This window comes from Eikenella sp. (assembly GCF_057315495.1).
The window spans coordinates 30,270-51,195 of record NZ_DBHKXY010000010.1 but is presented as its reverse complement, the minus strand read 5'-3'; the positions used below and the strand labels follow the sequence as shown (position 1 = coordinate 51,195).

Genomic DNA, 20,926 nt, shown 5'->3' with positions numbered 1-20,926 from the left:
CCATCTGCACAAAGCCATTCTAAGGTATTGCCAACACCGCGCAATTACACAAGTCATCGCTCTCAAATGCCGTAATCTCGCCTGCCTCCAATCCTGGAACGGGGAACAGGCGTACAGTGAGCGGCTTGTTCAGGCGGAAGGCCATGGTGCCGGTATCGCACATGATGCCGGCAATTTTCTCCGCCGGAGTGCTGCCCGCAATCGGCACGGTATCCAAACCGATACCGCATACGCTGCTGTAAGTGAGCAGGGCACGGATATCGAACTGTTTCCTGCGAGTGGCCTCGGCCAAGCCTTCGTCTTCGGTTACCGCCAGCATCAGGCCGGAAAAACCCACGGCCTGCACCCGTTCCAGCGACTTGAACACACGGGTGAGCAGTGCGGATACTTCCACCGTACCAGCTGCGCCGAAATACGGCACGCGCATCAGTCGATACAGCTCTACCATTGAAGTGCAATTCTTTGACGGCGCAGCCGAAGTATCCATCCCAGCATAAGCCCAACCTGCATCCAAAGGCGTGTCGGCCACACATTGCTGCACACGGTCGATGTGGTATTGCAGCGCCTCGCGCATGGCCGAATAGGCTACCTGAAAATATTTGGCATGCTCTGTCGGCTGATTATTTAATCCACGTAAGGCAGCAGCCAGCAAATCCGGCGTTTCCAAGCCCAACACAATGCAGTTGCCCTGCTCTGCGCGGTGGTAGCCGGCGGGGAAATACGGAATCAGCGGCCGACAATTGAAGTTTACCGTGAAATTGAAATTGCCTTCGCCGCGCGGCGTAATGCGGCCGATTTCCTGCATAGCCGCCACGCACAACTCAATGGTTTGCCTGTCTAAAAAACCATTCTCATCCATGCCCACATTCACACAGGCATTACACAAATCGCCGTAATCGCGAATCAACTCCGGCAGCAGGGCGATTTCGTGCGCACCCACCGCCTCTCCAACAGCAAAACGGATACGCATCGCCTTTCCGTGATTCAATTCCTGCAAAATCTGCTGGATACGGGCTAGCCCCTGCTTGGCGGTTTGCGCGTTTTCGGTATCCAAATATTCGCCGAATGGGTTTGACACCAGCCGTACCGACTGCACGGTATAGCCCGCCCGGGCAAACGATTCGGCCAAACGGTCGCATTGGAGTTTGGCTTCCGCCAGCACGCCAGCCCATAAATGACTATTTTTATTCAAACTGATAAACGCGGTAATCGCCCGCACGCGGCAAAGTTCGGTGTTGCGCAAATCCACTTCGTTTTTCCTCAAAGCATGATGTGATTGGAGGATAAAGGCTACCTGAAAGCCTGTATCTGCTGCAACACCTGTCGCGATTTAATCCCTTCCGGCAGGCGGAAATCCAGCAGCAGGCGGGTAATCCGGCGTGCCTGCTGCAAAGTGGCGGTATCGGTAAATTCACCGTTTTGCAGCTGAATCAACACATTGCCATCTACCGCCACGCCAGGCTGCACTTCTGCCGGCGTCAGGCTATGCCGCTGCTCTAGCGGCAACACTGCATGTTCCGGCTGCAGCCAGTATTGCCGGTCTGCTTCCACCGGGCAACCTGCGCTGTCTTTCTGCAAGTCTGGGGCGTAGCCCGCCAACGTGAGCAAGGTCCACTCAAAACGGCGCAGCACGGCAGCGTGGTTCGGCTCGGTGCACAAGGTGCGCATCACCTGCTGCAAAGCCGCATACAACGCGGGCTGCGGGTCTTCTCGGGCAGTGAGTTTCTGCACCAACTCATTCACATACAGCCCGCTCAACAGCGCCCTGCCCTGCGGCTGCGGCCAGCCGCCCAGCCATTCGGCGCGATGCAGTGTTTTCAGCTCTTCCTTGCCATACCAGGCCACCTGAACCGGCACAAACGGCACCAACACGCCGCGTAATTCGCTCTGCCGTTTGCGCGCGCTGCGCGCCACCACCGCCACCCGCCCGTAATCGCGGCTAAACAGCTCCGCCAGCAGGCTGGTTTCGCGCCACGGCGTGGCCGACAGCAAAAACGCCGGCTGGGAATCGATGCGGTTAGGCTGCTTCATAACTCGTTAAAGAACAATAGGAAAGCGGCTGTTTAATTTTTCAGGTAGCCTTTGATCGGCGGCATACCGTCAGCCATGCCGGCGGCGGCTGTCCGGCAGCGGCAAATCCGCCCATTTCATCACCGAAGCCACTTCCGCCGCGTTCAGCTCATAAAACTGCCCGCGTTTCAAGCGGTTGGGCAAACCAATCGGCCCAAAGCCGGTGCGCACCAAGCGGCTCACGGTAAGGCCGAAATGCTCGAAAATGCGGCGCACTTCGCGGTTGCGCCCCTCTTTGAGCACCACATTATACCATTTGTTCACGCCTTCCCCGCCCTGGCTGTGGATGCGTTCCACCCGCGCCAGACCGTCTTCCAGCATCACGCCCTCGCTGGTGAGCAGGCGCATCTCATCCATGCCCAGCTCGCCCAATACGCGCACCGCATACTCGCGCTCCACTTCGAAGCTCGGGTGGGCAAAACGGTTGGCCAGCTCGCCGGAAGTGGTAAGAATCAGCAGGCCGCTGGTATTGATGTCCAAGCGGCCGATGGCCACCCAACGGCTGCTCGCCGCCTGCGGCAAGCGGTCGAAAATGCTCACGCGCCCCTGCGGGTCGTCGCGCGACACAATCTCACCTTCCTGCTTGTAATACAAGATGATACGCGGCAGCCTATCCGGCCATTTCAGCTTGATCACGCTGCCTTTCACCAACACCTGGTCTTCCGGTTGCACCTTATCGCCCAGCTGCGCCACCTTGCCGTTTACCGTTATCCAACCGTTCTGAATCCACTCCTCCATCTCGCGGCGCGAACCTACGCCGGAAGCGGCCAGCGCCTTTTGCAGGCGCACCGGCTCGATGCCGCTCAAATCGGAACGCTGTTCCTGCAAACGGCGCACTTGGCTCTGCACCTTTTGGTTGCCCGGGCGCACCGCAAGCTTTTTTGCCCGTGCCACGCGGGTTTTTGGTGCTTTCTCCATTTCAGGCCGCTGCTGGCGCTTAGGGCTAGCTGAAACTTTTTCATCGGTGCGGCGCGGATTGCGCTTATTGAAATCGCGTTGGTTTTTCATATAGTTACACTCCTAATCCGTGATATTTATCAACGGTTCTTCTGCGGCACGAAGCGGCAGGGTTGGGGAAAATGATGGAATAGGCTACCTGAAAACGAAGCCTCAATGAAGCTATAATGGATTAAATTTAAATCAGGACAAGGCGGCGAGCCGCAGACAGTACACACGTTACGGCAAGACGAGCCAACGCTGTACTGGTTTTTGTTAATTCACTATAAAACAATAGGGCTGCGGCAAAGCAAATATCAGCAACGCCATCTGTTTTTCAGGTAGCCCAAACGGTATCGTCGTTCAAAATAGAAATCAGACCATCCCATGAAACGAGATGTTTTAGCTGCGGTTTACGTTTACGGCACAATGTGCCGTAGATTGGCTGTTTTACAGGCTGCTCGGAAAGCGGCATTTTTGGGCTTGGCTTGAGGCGGCTCCCCGAAACAGTGTTCATGCACAGGGGAAGCGTTCTCATTACACTCAAACAACTAATCATCTCACTGTAAGCCGGGCAAACAAGCCAATCGCTCGGGCAAACTAAAGGCTACCTGAAAACAATACAGCAATTTCGTGCCGCTTCCCAATTTTCAGGTAGCCTTTATTATTTACAGCCAGCTGCTACCGAACCGGCCATAACTAAAACGCTTATTTCCCCCTACTGCGTCGGTTTGCCCAGCAGGGGGAAATTGTTCAGCCATATCAGGCACGGCGGCCTTGGGCGGCCGGTTTGCGGGCTTTGCTGCGCGGATTGCCGGCGGGGCGGCCGAAGGGTTTGCCGCTGCCGTTTGGCTTGCGGCCGCCTTTTTGTTTCCAACCGCCGCCTTTGGCTTTGCGCGGTGCTTTGCTGCGCTTGCGGGTGGGCTCCATGCCTTCGATGGTGAACTCGGGCAGCTTGCGGCCGAGGTATTTTTCGATTTTGTGCACCGCCACGTATTCGTTCACTTCGGCAAAAGTGAGGGCGAGGCCGTGGCGGCCGGCGCGGCCGGTGCGGCCAATGCGGTGCACATAGTCTTCGGCCTGTTTGGGCAGGTCGTAGTTGATCACGTGGGTGATGCTGGGCACGTCGATACCGCGCGCAGCCACATCGGTGGCCACCAGCACTTTAATCCGGCCTTTGCGCAAATCCATCAGCGTGCGGTTGCGCCAGTTTTGCGGCATGTCGCCGTGCAGGCAGTTGGCGGCGAAGCCTTTTTCGTAGAGCTCGTCGGCCAGCTGTTCGCTCATGGCTTTGGTGCTGGTGAAGATGATGCACTGGTCGATATTGGCATCGCGCAAAATATGGTCGAGCAGGCGGTTTTTGTGGTTTTTGTCGTCGCAGTAAAAGAGCTGCTCGTCGATTTTGCCTTGGTTGTCTTCGCGTTCGATTTCAATCACTTCGGGATTTTTAGTGAGCCGGCGGGCGAGCTTGCCCACGGCGCCGTCCCAAGTGGCGGAAAAGAGCAGGGTTTGGCGGCTTTCGGGCGTAGCGGCCACGATGGTTTCGATGTCGTCGATAAAGCCCATATCCAGCATGCGGTCGGCTTCGTCTAGCACCAGCACTTCAAGGCGGTCGAAATCGATGCGGCCGCTGCGCATGTGGTCCATCAGGCGGCCGGGCGTGGCCACCACCAAATCAATCGGCTTGGCCAGCGATTTGATTTGAAACCCGAAAGACGAGCCGCCCACCAGGGTGACGGTGCGCAGCCATTTCATGTTTTGGGCGTAGATTTTGGCGTTTTTCTCCACCTGTGCGGCCAATTCGCGCGTGGGCGTGAGCACGAGAATACGCGGGCCCTTGCCGGGCTTGTCGCTGCGGCGGGTGATGCGCTGCAGACTGGGCAGCAGGAAAGCGGCGGTTTTGCCGGAACCGGTTTGCGCCGAAGCCATGATGTCGCGGCCATCGATGGCGGCAGGCAGGGCTTGGACTTGAATGGGGGTGGGCTCGATGTAGCCGGCAGAACGCAGGGCGGCGAGCAGGTTTTTATCGTGCAGCAGGTCGCTGAATTGGATGGTCATGTATTTCCAAAAAGGACAACAATACTTTCCGCCCGCACAAAACGGGCAGCCGCGAAGCAAAAGGATGCGCTAACAGAAAGAGGCGGGGTCAGTTCGCTTTCAACACTAGGGCGGGCCGCAAACAGTACAGCAAGGCATGCTGACGCAGTAAAGAAAGTGAAGGCAACCCGCTGGAGGTTACGCAAAAGATTGTCGCAAGCAAAACGCTTGGAGTGGCATCGGCGACAACCTGCGAAGCAGAGAAGGATTGCACGCAAAATGCGGCAAACAGACGCAGCTGTAAAACTGCGGGGGCTGAAGACGATGGCTTCGAACAAAAAGAGGCGGCATCTTAGGCGTTTATCCGAGTTCGGTCAAGCAAAATCTTTGGATTGACACCTATAGTGGATTAACAAAAATCAGGACAAGGCGGCGAGCCGCAGACAGTACACACGTTACGGCAAGGCGAGCCAACGCTGTACTGGTTTTTGTTAATTCACTATATCTACCGAAAAGGCTACCTGAAAGCCACAGCGGCCCGTTTGGAGCGATAGGGCAATTAACCGTAAAATAGCCGCATTCCTTTTCCACTTTTCAGGTAGCCTCACATGAGCGAAATCACCGCCTTTGCCAACCGGCTGGGCAAAAACGCCAAACACCTCATCAAATGGGCACGCCGGCAAAACATCGAAGCCTGGCGGCTCTACGACCGTGACATCCCACAATACCCCTTCGCCATCGACATCTACGGCAACCACGCCCACCTGCAGGAATACGACACCGGCTGGATTATGCAGCACGCCGAATACGAAGCCTGGCTGGCCGAAGTGGTGGAAGCCGTGCAATTCATCACCGGTTTTCCCGCCGAACACATCCACCTCAAACAGCGCAGCCGCCAGCGCGGCAGCAGCCAATACGAAAAAACCGGCCGCAGCGGCGAAGATTTTATCGTGCACGAAAACGGCCGCGCCTTCTGGGTAAACCTCGACAAATACCTCGACACCGGCCTCTTCCTCGACCACCGCAACACCCGCACCCTAGTGGGCAGCGAAGCCCAAGGCAAACGCTTCCTCAATCTTTTTTCCTACACCGGCAGCTTCAGCGTATACGCCGCCACCGGCGGCGCCGCCAGCAGCGAAACCGTAGATTTGTCCAACACCTATCTCGATTGGGCACGGCGCAACTTCGAGCTCAACCACATCAACCCCGAGCAGCACCGCATCATCCGAGCCGACGTCTTCCAATACCTGCAAAACGCCGCCGCCGAAGGCAAACGCTTCGACCTCATCGTGATGGACCCGCCCAGCTTTTCCAACAGCAAAAAAATGCTCGATATCCTCGACATCCAGCGCGACCACCCCCGCCTCATCCGCGAAGCCATGCAGCTGCTCGAACCCGGCGGCACGCTTTACTTCTCCAACAACCTGCGCAGCTTCGAGCTCGAACCCGCCGTGGCCGAACGCTATGCCGTGGCCGAAATCAGCCGCCAATCCGTGCCCGAAGATTTCCGCAACCGCAAAATCCACCGCTGCTGGACAATCAAACACCGCTAAAGCAAAGGCTACCTGAAAACATCCAAACCGTTTTCAGGTAGCCTTTTATATTAAACGTCCCCTATGAACCAATCCGCCATCGATCGCGCAGCCGCCATCCTATTCGCCCTGCTCAGCGCCGCCCTGATTGCCGCTTTTTTTGCCGACAGCCATTTTTTCCATTGGGCATTCGCCCGGCATCATAACCCCCTGAGCTGGTACATCCGCCCGTTGTTCCTCATCCCCTTCTGCCTCGCAGCCTACCACCGCAGCCACGCCGGTATTTGGGCTACCTTGTTGCTGCTGCTCAGCAGTATGTTTTGGTTTCCCCCGCCCGACTATCCAAACGAACGTATCCGGCAATTCTTGGCCATGGAGCAAAACTTCCTGCTCGGCGGCTGGAATACGGCCAAAGTCTTGGCATCGGGCATGGTTGCCCTGAGCCTGATGCTAATTGCCGCCGCCTTCTGGCAGCGCAAACCGCGCCTCGGGCTGTTCTGCCTAGCCGCAGCTGCCGCAGGCAAAATCCTGTGGAGCATCTGTTACGGCCGGGCGGCAGGCTACGCCGTTATCCTGCCTGCAGCCTTCGGCCTGCTGCTCTGCGCCATCGTTATCGGCATGGTATTGCATAAAATCAAGTGGCGGCCTTAATGGGTAAAGGCTACCTGAAAATCTACAATCGATTTTCAGGTAGCCTTTACCAGGCGTCCGGCTCAAACTACAGCGGCTCGATTTCCACCGCTTCGCCCGCCGCCGCGCCCAACACTTCGTTCAGCATGGCGAAAAAGCCGCTGCCGTCGCGTGTGGAGCGCCATTCGCCGTCGCGCAGGGCGAAGTGGTAGCCGCCGCTTTTGGCGGCAATCCACAGCTCCTGGTTCGGCGTGTGGCGGTTTACGATAATCTGCGTGCCGTTATCGGCCTCGATGGTGAGCACATTGCCGTTGTGTTCGCAGTCGAAATCGGCGCCGCACTGGTCGAGCTGGTCTTCGATGTGGGCAAACAACTGGTCGGAATAGCGCAAAAATTCGGTTTCGTTCATGATGGTTTGTGCATGGCGGCATTTTTGTTTAAGATGCGCCATCTTGCCACAGCCGCCTGTTTCAGGCAATTTCGAGTTGATGATGATGCGAACCCTGCTCCCCGCCCTTGCCGCCGCCCTGCTTTTAAGCGCCTGCGGCTATAAAGGCGACCTCTACCTGCCCAAAGAAAGCGACCGCGCCCGCTTCGCCCCGGTGCAAACCGGCCTGCAATTCAGCCCCATCGCGCCGATGCCCGATGTGGAGCCGCAACCGCTGCCTGCCGACAAATAGCCGCGAAATGCCTCAGCCATACTTTTTCAGGTAGCCTCATTCCTGCCGGAGGCTACCTGAAAATATAACTGCGGCACTATTGCCTATCCCGCCGCTCCTGCCCGGCTTTACTTCTTCGGCGGCAGGATGCTGCCGGTTTCGGCGGCGCGCTCTTTCCAGATGGGCAGCCACTGGGCTACACGTTCGCGGTAATGCTCGTAGATTGGTCGGACAGTAGGAAAATCATCTTTGATAAACCGTTCCACATAATCAAAGTCCAGCAGGATGGCGCGGGCAATACAGTTGCCCAAGCCTTCGTAGGCATCATCCGTAGAAGGTGCGGGGAACTCGCCATAAATCGGATAACCGGCTAGAAACTCCTTTTCGTCCGGATTATTGAAATAACGCTCAACCAAATCCAAACCCCGTTCGAAAAAATCGCGGATATAGGCTTCGGCATCAGGCAGGGTATGTACCAGCTTTTGATAAATCATGCAATGGTTATGGGCATCCGGGCTAAGGATTAACATACGGGCAGTCCAGTTCGTTTGAAAATCATTAAAACCCTCCTTAAATATCTTATTAACTGATTTGTTATAAACAATAACACTAGGCATGGCTGATAAATGCAACACCCATCCAGTATCGATCCAAACCTCAGAATGCTTTAATGTCTTATTTTTAAAAGAATTCGCTTTATATTCCCAGCCGGGATACTCCCCCGCCAAGCGAATGCAAAATTCTTTCACATCTGCTTTATTCAACATATTTTCCCTTTCCGTTTTATCCCGTTTGTCTGCCCGCGTATTTTCCGCTGTGCCGATGCCTGCACTTCTCAGGTAGCCTTCCCCTGCTCCTGCCGATACGCTTCCTGCAAAGGCTTAATCCGCGCCAGCCTGTCGGCGGCGATGGCTTCGGCGATGCGTTGCGGTTGCTCGGCGTGGGCGGCGGCGATGGCGGCGGTGTCGGTTTGCTGCGCGGCGGCGAGCAGGGCGAGCCAGTGTTCGCGCTGCGGGTAGGCGGCGTGTTCGAAGCCGAGGCGGCCTTGCGCGTCGGCGCGGCATACGTTGAGCATGGCGGCGAAGCGTTCGGGGCGGCGGTAGGCATCGGTTTGCTGCAAAATTTTGGCGGCGGTTTGCGGGCGCAATTCGGCCGCTTTATGCAGCCGTCCGTGCCAGCGGCACACCTGCACGGCCAAGTCGGCGCAGGCTTTGGGCACTTTCCAGCGCTGATTAACCGCCTGCACCAGCGGCACGCCGGCTTCTTCGTGGCCGTGGTGTGCGGGCAGGATTTCGGGCGCGGTGGTGGCTTTGCCCAAATCGTGCAGCAGCGCGGCGTAGCGTTCGGGCAGGCTCAAGCCGGCATCGGCGGCGCTTTGCAAGGTGAGCAGGGTGTGGATGCCGCAGTCGATTTCGGGGTGGTAGTCTGCGCGTTGCGGCACGCCGAACAGGGCTTCCACTTCGGGCAGCAGCACGGCGAGCGCGCCGCATTGGCGCAGCACTTCAATCATGCGCACCGGCCGCGCTTCCATCAGCCCGCGCGCAAATTCCTGCCACACGCGCTCGGCCACCAGCGCATCGGCTTCGCCGCTTTGCACCATATCCACCATCAGGCGCAGGGTTTCGGGGGCTACCTGAAAACCGTAGCGGGCGGCAAACCGCGCGGTGCGCAAAATCCGCACCGGATCTTCGGCGAAGGCGGGGGAAACGTGGCGCAATATGCCCGCAGCCAAATCGGCCTGCCCGCCGAAGGGATCGATAATCTGCCCGGCCGCATCCTGCGCCATGGCGTTGATGGTGAGGTCGCGCCGTTGCAGGTCTTGCTCCAGGGTAACGTCCGGCTCGGCATGGAAGGTGAAGCCGGCATAGCCGCGCCCGGTTTTGCGTTCGGTGCGCGCCAGGGCGTATTCTTCATGCGTTTCGGGGTGCAGGAACACCGGAAAATCCTTGCCTACCGGCTGATAGCCCGCCGCGAGCATGGCCGGCGCATCGGCGCCCACCACCACCCAATCGCGGTCTTTCACTTCCCGCCCCAACAAGGCATCGCGCACCGCGCCACCCACCAGATAAATCTCCATCTGCCCTTTTTCCTGTTTGCAGTTCGTCCAAACCGAATCATGCCCGATTTGCCCTGTTTTGCCAAAACCATTGTGGTTAAGGCTACCTGAAAGCATATCCACCTACATCAAGCCAGCCGCCTGTTTTTGCTGCTACAATCCACGCCAATCCTTTCCCCAGCATTGGAGATCGCCATGAAACCCACCCTACTGCTCCTGCTTGCCGCCCTGCCCCTCACCGCCCACGCACGCAGTCTAACGGTAGATGCAACTAACCTGCCTCCCGGCTGGCAGGCCGAAGTGCAAAGCGACAGCTGCGACAGAGATGGCTTGATTTGCATGGGTCCAGCCCAAATCACCCTGCGCCGCGGCAGCTTCTCACAAAGCTTCCGCAGCGAACAACTCGCTTTCCACAACGATGGCTTGTGGCCAAGTGATGTGCAAATGGGCGACTACAACTTCGACGGCAAACCCGACCTGGCCATCCGCAACGGCAATGGCGGTTCCTACGGCACCCCCAGCTACGATATCTACGTGCAAACCCAATCCGGCCGCTTCGTTAAAAGCCGCGAGCTCACCGAGCTCGCCTCCGCCTACATGGGGATGTTCCGAATAGACCCTGCCCGCCGCACCCTGGGCACCGAATCCCGCGACGGCTGCTGCTTCCACGTCGAAGAAACCTGGCAGATTATCCCCGGCCGTGCTCCGCGTAAAATCGCCATCACCACACGGGATAGCCGGCAAGGCAACGGCGCCTACACCGAAGTCATCACCAGACGGCTGGTGAATGGCCGCTGGCAACAAAGCGTGCGCCGCGAACGCTGATGCTTTCGCCCAAGGCATCATGCTTGGCAGAGGCTTCAGGCTATCTGAAAACTTAAACAGCCCGGCGTTTCAAATAGCAGCATCGCAACGCTGCCTCGTCCCCCGTAAAAAAGGCTACCTGATTGTTCAGGTAGCCTCTCGTTTATCCCAACATCAGCCAGCCATACAGCTTAAACACCAGCCAGCCCAAAAACGCGCCGGCGGGCAAATCTATCAGATAGTGCTGCTTGGTAAACATACAGGAAAGCGCAATCAACACCGGAAAGGCAAACGCCACCGCGCCCATGCTCGGGTAGGCATACATGGCCGTGAGCATCGCCACCGAAACGTGCATACTCGGGAAGCAGTTGGTGGATTGGTCGAACTTCTGCACAAACAGCAAAAACTTCTCCGAAGCAGTTTTGCCCGTGTTCACGCTGCGCCAGTGCGGCGGCGTGGACACCGGCCACAGCCAGAAAAACATCATTTGCACAAACAGCAAAATCAAAAAGCTAAACGCCGTCATCACAAACTGGCGCGAATCCGCCATCAGCCAGTTTAAATACAAAATCGCCGGATAATACAAAAAGCTATACACCCACGACCACCAAGCCACAAACGGAATCTTCTCATCCAGCGGCGAATGCAGCACCTGTGGCGGCCGCAGCGGGTGGCGCTGGGTGAAAAAATAAAACTGATACGCCCCCACAATCAAAATCCCGCTCAACACCAAATTGACTACATAATCTACAGCAGTCATCTGCCGCTCCCTTATCGTGTAAAATGTTGTGAAGGCTAGCAACCAGCCATCTTTTTGTCAATTTATTAACATCGCCACCATGCTCAAAATCACGCCCATTCCCGCCCTTGCCGACAACTACATCTGGCTGCTCCAACAAGGCAACGAAGCCGTCTGCATCGACCCCGGCGACACCGCCCCCGTAGCAGGCTACCTGAAAGCCCACGGCCTGATGCTGCGCCAAATCTGGATTACCCACCACCACGCCGATCACATCGCCGGCCTGCCCGAGCTCATCCGCCAGTTTCCCGACTGCCGCGTTTACGCCAACCACGATATCCCCCACGCCACCCACACCGTAGGCGAAGGCAGCCGCTGGCCGCTCTGGCAAAGCCACGTGGAAGTTTGGCACACCCCCGGCCACACCCAAACCCACCTCAGCTACCTGCTGCAAGCAGGCGGGCAAGCCCGGCTCTTCTGCGGCGACACCCTCTTTTCCGCCGGCTGCGGCCGCGTCTTCGACGGCACCCCCGCCCAACTCTTCGCCTCCCTGCAACGCATCAACAGGCTACCTGAAAACACCCTGCTCTACCCCGCCCACGAATACACCGCCTCCAACCTGCGCTTCGCCGCGCACATCGAGCCGCACAATCCCGAAATCGCCCGCAGCCTGGCCGCCGCCGCGCACACGCCCACCCTGCCCGTGTCCCTCGCCCACGAGCGGCAAATCAACCCCTTCCTGCGCACCGCCGATTTTCAGGTAGCCTCCCGCGCCGCCGAACTCGCCGGCCAAAGCCTGCACAGCGAAGAACAAGTCTTCACCGCCCTGCGCGAATTGAAAAACCATTTTTAACCCCGCAGCAGCTTGGTTGCGGAGATAAAAAGGCTACCTGAAAACGAGCTCGCGAGTTTCTGCGAAGCTAAATTTTTCAGGTAGCCTTTATTATTTGATACGCCGATTGCGGTTAGTCCAAATATTTCAATTTGCCGCGGAAATCGTCCAGCGTTTCATAGCCTTTTTCGGCCATGATGGCTTTCAGCTCTTCGGTGATGCGGGTGAAGGCGGGTACGCCTTCTTTATGCAGGGTGGTGCCCACCTGCACCATGCTGGCGCCGCACAGGATGTGTTCGAAGGCATCGCGGCCGGTGAGCACGCCGCCGGTGCCGATGATTCGGATGGAAGGGTTGAGCCGTTGGTAGAAGGCGTGCACATTGGCCAGCGCCGTGGGCTTGATGTATTCGCCGCCGATGCCGCCGAAGCCGTTTTTGGGGCGGATGATCACGGTTTCGTCTTCCACATACAGGCCGTTGCCGATGGAATTGACGCAGTTCACAAATTTGAGCGGGAATTTGTTGAAGATGGCGGCGGCTTGGTCGAAGTGGACGATATCGAAATAAGGCGGCAGCTTGATGCCCAGCGGTTTGCTGAAATAGGCAAAGGCATCACCGAGGATTTTTTCCGTGGTTTCAAAATCATAGGCAATCTGCGGCTTGCCCGGCACGTTGGGGCAGGAAAGATTGAGCTCGGTGAGGCCGCTAAAGCCGCTCTCTTCCACTTTGCGCAGAAGGGTGTGGGTTTCGCTGGGCGACATGCCCACCAGGGAGAGGAAGAAGGTGCGGTTCGGCTCGCGGTTTTGCAGGTCGAGCAGGTAGTCGAGGTAGTAATCGATGCCGTGGTTGGGCAGGCCCATGGAGTTGATGCTGCCCAGCGGCACGTTGCGGTAGCGCGGCTCGGGATTGCCGGCGCGCGGCTCGAGGGTGGCGGTTTTGGTCACAAAGCTGCCGGCGGCGGAGTTCTTCACTTCCTCCAATTCGGCAATGCTCATGCAGGCCACGCCGGCGGCGTTCATGAGGCAGTTGTCAAACGAGAAACCGGCAATCTGGGTTTGGGTGCTGGGCATGATGGCTCCTGGGTTGATGGTTAAACGGCGGCATTGTACACCGAACGGGAACATGCCGCTTGCGGCAGAGCAAATGAACGTGGCAGGCCGCCCTACGGATTTTCAGGTAGCCTGCAGCAGCACAGGCTACCTGAAACATATCAAGCAAAAGGCTACCTGAAACCGAATACGGTTTTCAGGTAGCCTTTATGCGGTTGAGACAATGCCGCCTTATTGCAGTTGCTGCCCGGTCATGGCCTCGATTTCCATGCCGAACAGGGCTTGCACGTCGGTGTCGTCGAACACGTATTTTTCGCCGCAGAAATCGCAGTCGATGGCGATGCTGCCTTGTTCGGCCACGATGTTGCCCACTTCCTGCCCGCCCAAAAGCAGCAGCATATCGCTCACTTTGCCGCGCGAGCAGGTGCAGGCAAATTCGATTTGTTCGGGCTCGAATACGCGCGGCGGGGTTTCGTGGAACAGGCGGTAGAGCAGGTGTCGGGCGTCGAGCTCGATCAATTCCTGCGGGGTAACGGTGTCGGCCAGGGTGGTGTAGTGCGCCCAGGCGTCGGCGTCGATTTGCTGTTCGGGCAGCCTTTGCAGCAGCAGGCCGCCGGCGGCGTGTTCGGAGGCGGCAAGGCTGATGTGGGTGTCGAGCTGCTCGGAGCGGCGCATATAGGCGCTGAGCATTTCGGCGATGTTGCTGCCTTCGAGCGGCACGATGCCTTGCCAGGGTTCGCCTTCGTTGGGCTGGAGGGTGATGCCGAATACGGCGTTTTCGCCGAGCAGCTCAATCAGGCTGCGGCCGTCGTCTAAGTTGACTTGTTCGTTCCAGCGGGCAGTGGCGCGGCAGCTGTGGTTGGAATCGGTTTCGGCCACGAGCATTTTGAGGTCGCCCTGCCCTTGGATTTGTAATATGAGCTTGCCGGGCAGTTTGAGGTTGCTGGAAAGCAGAGCGCCGGCAGCCAGCAGCTCGCCCAATGCGCTGCGGATGGCGGCGGGGTAGGGTTTGCGCTGTACGATGTGCTGCCACACGCTTTGCAGCTGAACATGCAGGCCGCGCACGGGCTGGTCGTCGAAAATAAAGCGGGTGCGCAGGTTGGCGGATTGGGTGGTCATGATGCTGTCCTTGTTGTTATCTTGTATTGGGCTGCTATATGGTTTCCAAGGGCGGATATTCAAGTTTCAGGTAGTCTGAAATCGGTTAAAATAGATGCCAACCCGTTATCAGGAACACTTTCATGACCATCATCGTTACCGGCGCTGCCGGCTTTATCGGCAGCAATATCGTGCACGCGCTCAACCGGCGCGGCATCACCGACATCATCGCGGTGGACAACCTCAGCCGTGCCGACAAATTCCGCAATCTGGTGCAGGCCGATATCGCGCACTATCTGGACAAACACGAATTCATCCGCCAAGTGCGCGCCCACCAAATCGACGGCGGCGACATCGAGGCCATTTTCCACCAAGGCGCTTGCTCCGACACCATGAACCACGACGGCGTGTATATGATGGACAACAACTACCAATACACGCTCGATCTGCTCGATTGGTGCCAAGACGACCGCATCCGCCTGATCCACGCCTCCTCCGCCGCCGTGTATGGCAAAGGCCAAACCTTCCGCGAACAGCGCGAATTGGAAGCCCCGCTCAATGTGTACGGCTATTCCAAATTCCTGTTCGACCAGGTATTGCGCCGCCGTATGGAAGAAGGGCTGCACAATCAAGTGGTTGCCCTGCGCTATTTCAACGTATACGGCCGCCGCGAGCAGCACAAAGGCCGCATGGCCTCCGTGGCCTACCACCACTTCCACGAATACCGCGAGCACGGCCGCGTCACCCTGTTCGGCGGCTACGACGGCTACCCCGACGGCGCGCAAAGCCGCGACTTTATCTGCGTGGAAGACGTAGTCAAAGTAAACCTCTTCTTCTACGACCATCCCGAAGTATCCGGCATTTTCAACTGCGGTACCGGCCGCAGCCAGCCCTTCAACGACCTGGCTGCCGCCACCGTCAACGCCTGCCGCGCCCGCGAAGGCAAGCCAGAGCTGCCGCTGGAAGAGCTGGTGGCACAAGGTTTGATTGTGTATAGCGAATTCCCCGACGCGCTCAAAGGCAAATACCAAAGCTTCACCCAGGCCGACATCAGCGCCCTGCGCGAGGCAGGCTACCCCGAAGAATTCGACGACGTGGCCACCGGTGTGCGCCGCTATGTGGATTGGTTGGCCGGGCAGGATTAAGCGCCCTGCCGTAGCATTCTGATTTTAATCTACTATACTGAGTTGCAATTTATGTTTTCAGGTAGCCCTTCCGATATGGAGGCTACCTGAAAACATAGCAGCGCAAAGTTGCTGCCCAGCCCAAACCTTCCCGCCCTAATTTCCCCCTAATTCACGCCTGCTATACTGCCACCGTCCCCCACCCACCCCAAGCCGAACCGCCATGCGCATCCTCCTCATCGAAGACGACACCATGATTGCCGACGCCGTAGCCGGCAGCCTCAAAGACAGCGGCTACGCCGTAGATTGGATCAACAACGGCCGCACCGCCGTTGCCGCCTTCGGCAGCCAAAGCTACGACCTCATCCTGCTCGACCTCGGCCTGCCCGGCCAAGACGGCCTCGACGTATTGCAGCAGCTGCGCGGCAGCGGCAACCCCACCCCCGTACTCATTCTCACCGCCCGCGACGACCTGCACAGCCGCCTCTCCGGCCTCGACGGCGGCGCCGACGACTATCTCGTCAAACCATTCGACATGGCCGAACTGCAAGCCCGCATCCGTGCCGTCCTGCGCCGCCAACACCATCGCACCAACCCCCTGCTTAGCAACGGCGCCCTTACCCTCAACCCCGCCGCCCACCAAGTGGAAATCGTCGGCCAGAGCGAACCCGTTGCATTGAGCAACAAAGAATTCGCCATCCTCGAAGCCCTGCTCCAACGCCCCGGCACCATCCTTTCACGCAGCAGCCTCGAAGACAAAATCTACGGCTGGGGCGAAGAAGTGGAAAGCAACGCCATCGACTACCTCATCCACGCCCTGCGCAAAAAAATCGGCAAAGAACACATTAAAAACATCCGCGGCGTCGGCTGGATGGTGCCCAAAGAGCCTAAGTCGGATTGAATCTGTACCACACAACCCAAGTTCCGAAGGCTGGTCATTGCTGCCTGCCACCATACCACTATCAATCATCCGTAGAACCAAATGCAAAACATTGGGCTCAAACTGTTGGAGTCGCGCCTCCCTGCTGGCACAACCGAACGGAGCGCGGTTTTTCGGGGAACAAGGGCTTGCATGCCCGAAGCGGCGCAGCCGCAAGTTGCGAGCCCTCCCGAAAAACCGTGCAGAGTGAGGGAAGTTTGGCGGAGCCAAACCTGTGCCCGCAGTCGCCTTTCTTTGCTTCCTTTCTTTGGCGAAGCAAAGAAAGGAAGTGCCCGCGCCGGCATGAGGCGCAAAGGCAAACGGAATATGAGTGGAGAAGGCTACCTGAAATTTGGTAAGCCGCCTAAAATCAATCTTTATGATTTACAAAATATAATCCGCTAAATTCCCGTAAGTAATTTTAAAATAAATCCCATGAAACTCCCCATCCCCTTCCGTCACTCCATCCAGCTGCGCCTGGCCGCCGCGCTCAGTGCCGCCCTGCTGCTCGCCGCACTCCTGGCCGGCGGCTTTGCCTTTTACGACAGCTACCGCAGCACCAACAAACTGCAAGACGACCTCCTGCGCCAAATCGCCGCCCACATCGACCCCAACAGGCTACCTGAAAACACCGAAAGCCAGCGCGACGCCCACATCCGCATCCAAACCCCCGCCGGCGACCGCGCCAGAGGCCACGATACCGATGACGACGATGATGACGACCACATCACCCTCCCTGCCAACCTGCCCGAAGGCCTGCACACCTTCCAAGAGCCCGATGGTAATGACACCTACCGCGCCTACATCCGCCACACCCCCCAGGGGCCCGTTGCCGTGCTCCAAGAAAACGACTTCCGCGAAGACATGGCCGAACGCGCCGCCTGGAGCAGCGCCCTGCCGCTCATCCTGCTCGCCCCCCTCAGCATCCTGCTCACCATCTTCATCGTCCGCCGCACCATGCAGCCCGTGCACCGCCTTTCCCAAAGCCTCGAAGCGCGCCGCAGCAGCGACCTCGCCCCCCTGAGCACTGAAAACATCCCCAATGAAATCCGCGGCTTCATCCAAGCCATCAACCGCCTGCTTGAGCGCACCCACCAAGCCATGCAGCAGCAACAGCGCTTCATCGCCGATGCCGCCCACGAACTGCGCAGCCCCATGACCGCCCTCTCCCTGCAAGCTGAACGCCTGGCTGCCAACAGCCTGCCCGAACCCGCTGCCGGCCAGCTCGCCAGCCTCCTGCAAGGCATCCACCGCAACCGCCGCCTGCTCGAGCAACTCCTCTCCCTCTCCCGCGCCCAAGCCCCCGAAGCCCAGCGCCCCCGAGAGCGCCTGACCAGCCAAGACCTCTTCCGCAGCGTGATCGAAGACCTCCTGCCCCTGGCCGCAGCCAAAGAGCAAGACCTCGGCGTATCCAGCCCCGCCAACCCCGTCTTCCATGCCAACGAAGCCGACCTCTACACCCTCGTCAAGACCCTGGCCGACAACGCCATCCGCTACACCCCGCCCGGCAGCCAAATCGACTTGGGTGCCGAAGAAACGCCCGGCCACATCATCTTCCGCATCGAAGACAACGGCCCCGGCATCCCCCCCGCCGAACGCAGCCGTGTGTTCGACCCCTTCTACCGCATCCTTGGCAGCGGCCAGGAAGGCACCGGCCTCGGCCTCTCCATCGCCCGCACCATCACCGAACGCCACGGCGGCCGCATCGAACTGGCCCAAAGCCCCCACCACCCCAGCGGCCTGCTCGTGAGCGTGTATCTGAGCAAACAATATTTGTAGCGTTTTTCAGGTAGCCCCGTTTATTAAAGGCTACCTGAAAAACGCTAATTGCCAGATTTTTGCAGAGTGGGTATTTATGCCCGCTCTGCGCCTGTTGGTCTTCAAACAATATAAATATAGGTTTTATATGGAGCACATATTTGAATTAGATAACATACTATCCAAATATAGGGGAGAGTTTGATAATTATTGGTATGATTATTTAATACTTGATGCTATTGATATTTTAAATAAATTTAACGATGCTGAATGGAAGCATTTATTCGATATCTTGCAGAGTCAAAAAAACGAACTATGGTATTTAGCACTTATTAGCATACTGTCTGATACTAAAAATTTTTCTAATGCATTAGAGCTTTGTATTTCAATTTTTAGGGGGAATTCATATGCCGTTCAAATTGCCACTATAGATACTATTAACGCCATTATAAGTGGTAAAGATATAAGCATAAGAATTATTAACGAGATTAAATGCATGGTTGTAAATTTCACCCCGAAATCCACAATAGACGATATTGTATATAACGCACTTTTATCTAATTTAGCGGGTAGGCTGGGTTAGCAAACCCAACGTTTTCAGGTAGCCTGAAAGAGGGCTACCTGAAAGAGAGTGTGTGGGCATAACTACCCACCCGATGCTGGCTGTAATTCGGTTTAGCCAAAAATACAAGGCCGTCTGAAAAACTCAGACGGCCTTTTATTCTTGGCATCAATTATGTAGAGACTGAGCTGACTAAGACAGCCGTCCTGCCGTGCCATAAGCCAACACTTCAACCGTACCTACCACACCGCCTTGTTGCGGTTGATAGATATTATCCAAAGAGGCTGTTTCCAATTTGAAATTCAACACGGCATTTGCCCCTTTCGCTGCGGCCTGTTCTTTTAGGCGCAGTACGGCTTCGCGCCGTGCGCGGTCGAGCAAGGTTTCGTAGCTGCGGATATTGCCGCCGAAAAAATTGCGGAACGCTGCCAGCATACGGCGGAAATAATCGCTGGAAACCACAACTCCCGCATAAACCAATTCTCCGCCGCTAAAGTCCTGCGGCGGTTTTTTAACGGCAATCACCATAATATGCCGCAGTGCGGCTTCCCGCGCCTCTATATCAGCATAATGTTTCCGCTCGATGTGGCGGCCGGTAAAATAGGTGATCAGCAGCAGCCAAATCGGCCACAGGTACACCAGCAGCAGGATAATGGAGAAACCATCGTTGTCGTTCGACATCGCAGCCTCCTATTCCAAAACCACAGCTGTACCGTAGGCAAAGATTTCGGCAGCCCCTGCCGCTACGGATGCGGTGGAAAAACGCACATTTACCACGGCATTGGCTCCGGCCTGACGCGCTTGTTCGATCATACGGGCAATCGCCTCATCACGGGCTTCGTTTAACAGTTCGGTGTAGCCCTTCAGTTCGCCGCCAACCAGGTTTTTCAAGCCCGCCATAAAATCCCGGCCGACGTGTTTGGCGCGCACGGTCGAACCCTGGACCAATCCCAAATGGCGAACGATGGTGCGACCGGGAACAGTTTCAATATTGCTCAATAACATCATATTTTTCCTTTTCATTAGATTGATATTTTATGCAGGCTGACTTGATAGAAGTCTGCGACAGTTCCGTTATGGATAACGGCTGTCCATCATATCATTTCCGCCAACACCCCAACAATTCGGCCACCATCCTTGCGGCTTCTTCCGAGCAGGCTTCTCCGTTGAGCCGGGCCACTGCCTGCCCACGCGGATAATCAGCGTTGTTCTGCACCTCCAAGTGTTTCAGGTAGCCTCCGCCTCCTCCGCAAAGCTCTCCTGCAATATCCGCAATACGGCGGCAGTACGGGCGGCTTGCACGCGGTGGGGCGTTACGGCATAGAGGGTAACGGCGGGCAGCTGCCAATCGGGCAGGAGGATTTGCAAACGGCCTTGGGCAACAGCATCACGGGTTTCGCCGGCAATAATCAGGGCAAGGCCGAGGCCGACTTCACACAGGTGGCGCACGGCGGCGAGCTGGTTGCACACCGTGCCGTGATCGATACTGAGCAGGTAGCATTCGCTGCCGCGCGCGAGCTCAATGTGCGGCGGCAGGTGGTATACCCAAGGGTGGGCGGCTAAATCGGCAGGATGGGTGATGACGGGAGCGGTTTTCAGGTAGCTCGGAGCAGCGCAAATTTGCCAAGGCCATTCGGCCAGCCTGCGGGCGACCAGGTCGGGCTCGTCCAAGGCATGACCGCCGCCGCGCAGGGCGATGTCGATACTGCCTTCGCGCAGTTCGGCGATAGCTTCGCCAAAGTGCAATTCCAGACTAAGGGCGGGATGTTCGCGGCGGATGCGCCGCAGGGCGTGCTGGAAGGCGGCAGCGTTCACTAAACCGGTGGGCGCGGCCAGGCGCACGCTGCCGGCAATATCGGTTTTCAGTCCGTCGAGCGCGGTGCGGGTGTCTTGCACGGTGGCGAGCAGGCGGCGGCAATGCGCGGCTAGGGCTTGGCCGGCATCGGTGGGGGCCAGGCGGCGGGTGCTGCGGTGCAATAATTTCACGCCGTGCAACTTTTCCAGCCGGCTGATGTGCTGGCTCACCGCAGACGGGGTCATGCCCAAGGCTTGGGCGGCGGCGTTCATGCTGCCGTGTTCGAGCACGGCGGCGAAGGCGAGCAGGGGTTTGAGGTCGTCCATA

22 protein-coding genes are annotated in these 20,926 nt (G+C 57.5%); 9 read left to right on the top strand and 13 right to left on the bottom strand.

Going from position 1 to position 20,926, the window contains the following annotated elements:
- Positions 1-19: 19 nt before the first annotated feature.
- The 4 genes from ACO6EE_RS01600 to ACO6EE_RS01585 form a co-directional block, all read right to left on the bottom strand.
- Positions 20-1,249 (bottom strand): DUF711 family protein, encoded by a 1,230-nt coding sequence (locus ACO6EE_RS01600; protein WP_485958769.1) that lies wholly within the window; start codon positions 1,247-1,249, stop codon positions 20-22.
- Between the two features lie 41 nt (positions 1,250-1,290).
- The gene (recO, locus tag ACO6EE_RS01595; protein ID WP_485958768.1) at positions 1,291-2,031 is read right to left on the bottom strand and encodes a DNA repair protein RecO; all 741 of its coding nucleotides are present in this window, start codon (positions 2,029-2,031) and stop codon (positions 1,291-1,293) included.
- 69 nt (positions 2,032-2,100) lie between these two features.
- The gene (locus ACO6EE_RS01590; RefSeq protein ID WP_485958767.1) at positions 2,101-3,078 is read right to left on the bottom strand and encodes a pseudouridine synthase; all 978 of its coding nucleotides are present in this window, start codon (positions 3,076-3,078) and stop codon (positions 2,101-2,103) included.
- A 690-nt stretch (positions 3,079-3,768) separates the two neighbouring features.
- Positions 3,769-5,064, bottom strand: coding sequence for a DEAD/DEAH box helicase (locus ACO6EE_RS01585; protein WP_485958766.1), 1,296 nt, complete (start codon positions 5,062-5,064; stop codon positions 3,769-3,771).
- A gap of 587 nt (positions 5,065-5,651) precedes the next feature.
- On the opposite strand from ACO6EE_RS01585, the gene ACO6EE_RS01580 reads away from it, so the two are divergent.
- Together ACO6EE_RS01580 and ACO6EE_RS01575 are read left to right on the top strand one after the other, a co-directional pair.
- Positions 5,652-6,596, top strand: coding sequence for a class I SAM-dependent methyltransferase (locus tag ACO6EE_RS01580; RefSeq protein ID WP_485958765.1), 945 nt, complete (start codon positions 5,652-5,654; stop codon positions 6,594-6,596).
- Between the two features lie 63 nt (positions 6,597-6,659).
- Complete coding sequence (locus ACO6EE_RS01575; protein ID WP_485958764.1) at positions 6,660-7,226, top strand: hypothetical protein; 567 nt, start codon at positions 6,660-6,662, stop codon at positions 7,224-7,226.
- A 67-nt stretch (positions 7,227-7,293) separates the two neighbouring features.
- On the opposite strand, the gene cyaY is transcribed toward ACO6EE_RS01575, so the two are convergent.
- Positions 7,294-7,617 (bottom strand): iron donor protein CyaY, encoded by a 324-nt coding sequence (gene cyaY, locus ACO6EE_RS01570; RefSeq protein WP_035573723.1) that lies wholly within the window; start codon positions 7,615-7,617, stop codon positions 7,294-7,296.
- Between the two features lie 76 nt (positions 7,618-7,693).
- Between cyaY and lptM the strand changes: the two genes are divergently transcribed.
- Complete coding sequence (gene lptM / locus ACO6EE_RS01565) at positions 7,694-7,885, top strand: LPS translocon maturation chaperone LptM (RefSeq protein ID WP_485958763.1); 192 nt, start codon at positions 7,694-7,696, stop codon at positions 7,883-7,885.
- A 107-nt stretch (positions 7,886-7,992) separates the two neighbouring features.
- Here lptM and ACO6EE_RS01560 read toward each other — a convergent pair whose 3' ends face one another.
- The gene (locus ACO6EE_RS01560; protein ID WP_485958762.1) at positions 7,993-8,631 is read right to left on the bottom strand and encodes a hypothetical protein; all 639 of its coding nucleotides are present in this window, start codon (positions 8,629-8,631) and stop codon (positions 7,993-7,995) included.
- 68 nt (positions 8,632-8,699) lie between these two features.
- Positions 8,700-9,941 carry a multifunctional CCA addition/repair protein gene (locus ACO6EE_RS01555; RefSeq protein ID WP_485958761.1) on the bottom strand — a complete coding sequence of 414 codons (1,242 nt, stop codon included), beginning with the start codon at positions 9,939-9,941 and terminating at the stop codon, positions 8,700-8,702.
- Positions 9,942-10,115: 174 nt separating this feature from the next.
- Between ACO6EE_RS01555 and ACO6EE_RS01550 the strand changes: the two genes are divergently transcribed.
- Complete coding sequence (locus ACO6EE_RS01550) at positions 10,116-10,745, top strand: FG-GAP repeat domain-containing protein (RefSeq protein ID WP_485958760.1); 630 nt, start codon at positions 10,116-10,118, stop codon at positions 10,743-10,745.
- A 142-nt stretch (positions 10,746-10,887) separates the two neighbouring features.
- On the opposite strand, the gene ACO6EE_RS01545 is transcribed toward ACO6EE_RS01550, so the two are convergent.
- Complete coding sequence (locus ACO6EE_RS01545) at positions 10,888-11,484, bottom strand: phosphatase PAP2 family protein (RefSeq protein WP_485958759.1); 597 nt, start codon at positions 11,482-11,484, stop codon at positions 10,888-10,890.
- Between the two features lie 79 nt (positions 11,485-11,563).
- Between ACO6EE_RS01545 and gloB the strand changes: the two genes are divergently transcribed.
- Positions 11,564-12,316: a hydroxyacylglutathione hydrolase gene (gene gloB / locus ACO6EE_RS01540; protein ID WP_485958758.1), complete on the top strand. Its 753-nt coding sequence runs from the start codon at positions 11,564-11,566 to the stop codon at positions 12,314-12,316.
- 112 nt (positions 12,317-12,428) lie between these two features.
- On the opposite strand, the gene ACO6EE_RS01535 is transcribed toward gloB, so the two are convergent.
- Entirely contained in the window at positions 12,429-13,364 is a 936-nt protein-coding gene (locus tag ACO6EE_RS01535) for a dihydroorotate oxidase (protein ID WP_485958757.1), read from the bottom strand.
- Positions 13,365-13,574: 210 nt separating this feature from the next.
- Positions 13,575-14,462 carry an Hsp33 family molecular chaperone HslO gene (gene hslO, locus ACO6EE_RS01530; protein WP_485958756.1) on the bottom strand — a complete coding sequence of 296 codons (888 nt, stop codon included), beginning with the start codon at positions 14,460-14,462 and terminating at the stop codon, positions 13,575-13,577.
- Positions 14,463-14,584: 122 nt separating this feature from the next.
- On the opposite strand from hslO, the gene rfaD reads away from it, so the two are divergent.
- The 4 genes from rfaD to ACO6EE_RS01510 all read left to right on the top strand — a co-directional run bounded on the left by rfaD (position 14,585) and on the right by ACO6EE_RS01510 (position 18,825).
- Positions 14,585-15,586, top strand: a complete 1,002-nt coding sequence (gene rfaD / locus ACO6EE_RS01525; protein WP_485958755.1) for an ADP-glyceromanno-heptose 6-epimerase — start codon at positions 14,585-14,587, stop codon at positions 15,584-15,586.
- Positions 15,587-15,788: 202 nt separating this feature from the next.
- Positions 15,789-16,466: a response regulator gene (locus ACO6EE_RS01520; protein ID WP_485958754.1), complete on the top strand. Its 678-nt coding sequence runs from the start codon at positions 15,789-15,791 to the stop codon at positions 16,464-16,466.
- A 453-nt stretch (positions 16,467-16,919) separates the two neighbouring features.
- The gene (locus ACO6EE_RS01515) at positions 16,920-18,263 is read left to right on the top strand and encodes an ATP-binding protein (protein ID WP_485958753.1); all 1,344 of its coding nucleotides are present in this window, start codon (positions 16,920-16,922) and stop codon (positions 18,261-18,263) included.
- A gap of 76 nt (positions 18,264-18,339) precedes the next feature.
- Positions 18,340-18,825 (top strand): hypothetical protein, encoded by a 486-nt coding sequence (locus tag ACO6EE_RS01510; RefSeq protein WP_485958752.1) that lies wholly within the window; start codon positions 18,340-18,342, stop codon positions 18,823-18,825.
- Positions 18,826-18,996: 171 nt separating this feature from the next.
- Here ACO6EE_RS01510 and ACO6EE_RS01505 read toward each other — a convergent pair whose 3' ends face one another.
- The 3 genes from ACO6EE_RS01505 to ACO6EE_RS01495 all read right to left on the bottom strand — a co-directional run bounded on the left by ACO6EE_RS01505 (position 18,997) and on the right by ACO6EE_RS01495 (position 20,925).
- Positions 18,997-19,485 (bottom strand): YbjQ family protein, encoded by a 489-nt coding sequence (locus tag ACO6EE_RS01505; RefSeq protein WP_126982746.1) that lies wholly within the window; start codon positions 19,483-19,485, stop codon positions 18,997-18,999.
- 9 nt (positions 19,486-19,494) lie between these two features.
- Positions 19,495-19,812, bottom strand: a complete 318-nt coding sequence (locus ACO6EE_RS01500; RefSeq protein ID WP_234404255.1) for a YbjQ family protein — start codon at positions 19,810-19,812, stop codon at positions 19,495-19,497.
- Between the two features lie 219 nt (positions 19,813-20,031).
- Positions 20,032-20,925, bottom strand: a complete 894-nt coding sequence (locus tag ACO6EE_RS01495) for a LysR family transcriptional regulator (protein ID WP_485958751.1) — start codon at positions 20,923-20,925, stop codon at positions 20,032-20,034.
- Position 20,926 lies beyond the last annotated feature (1 nt).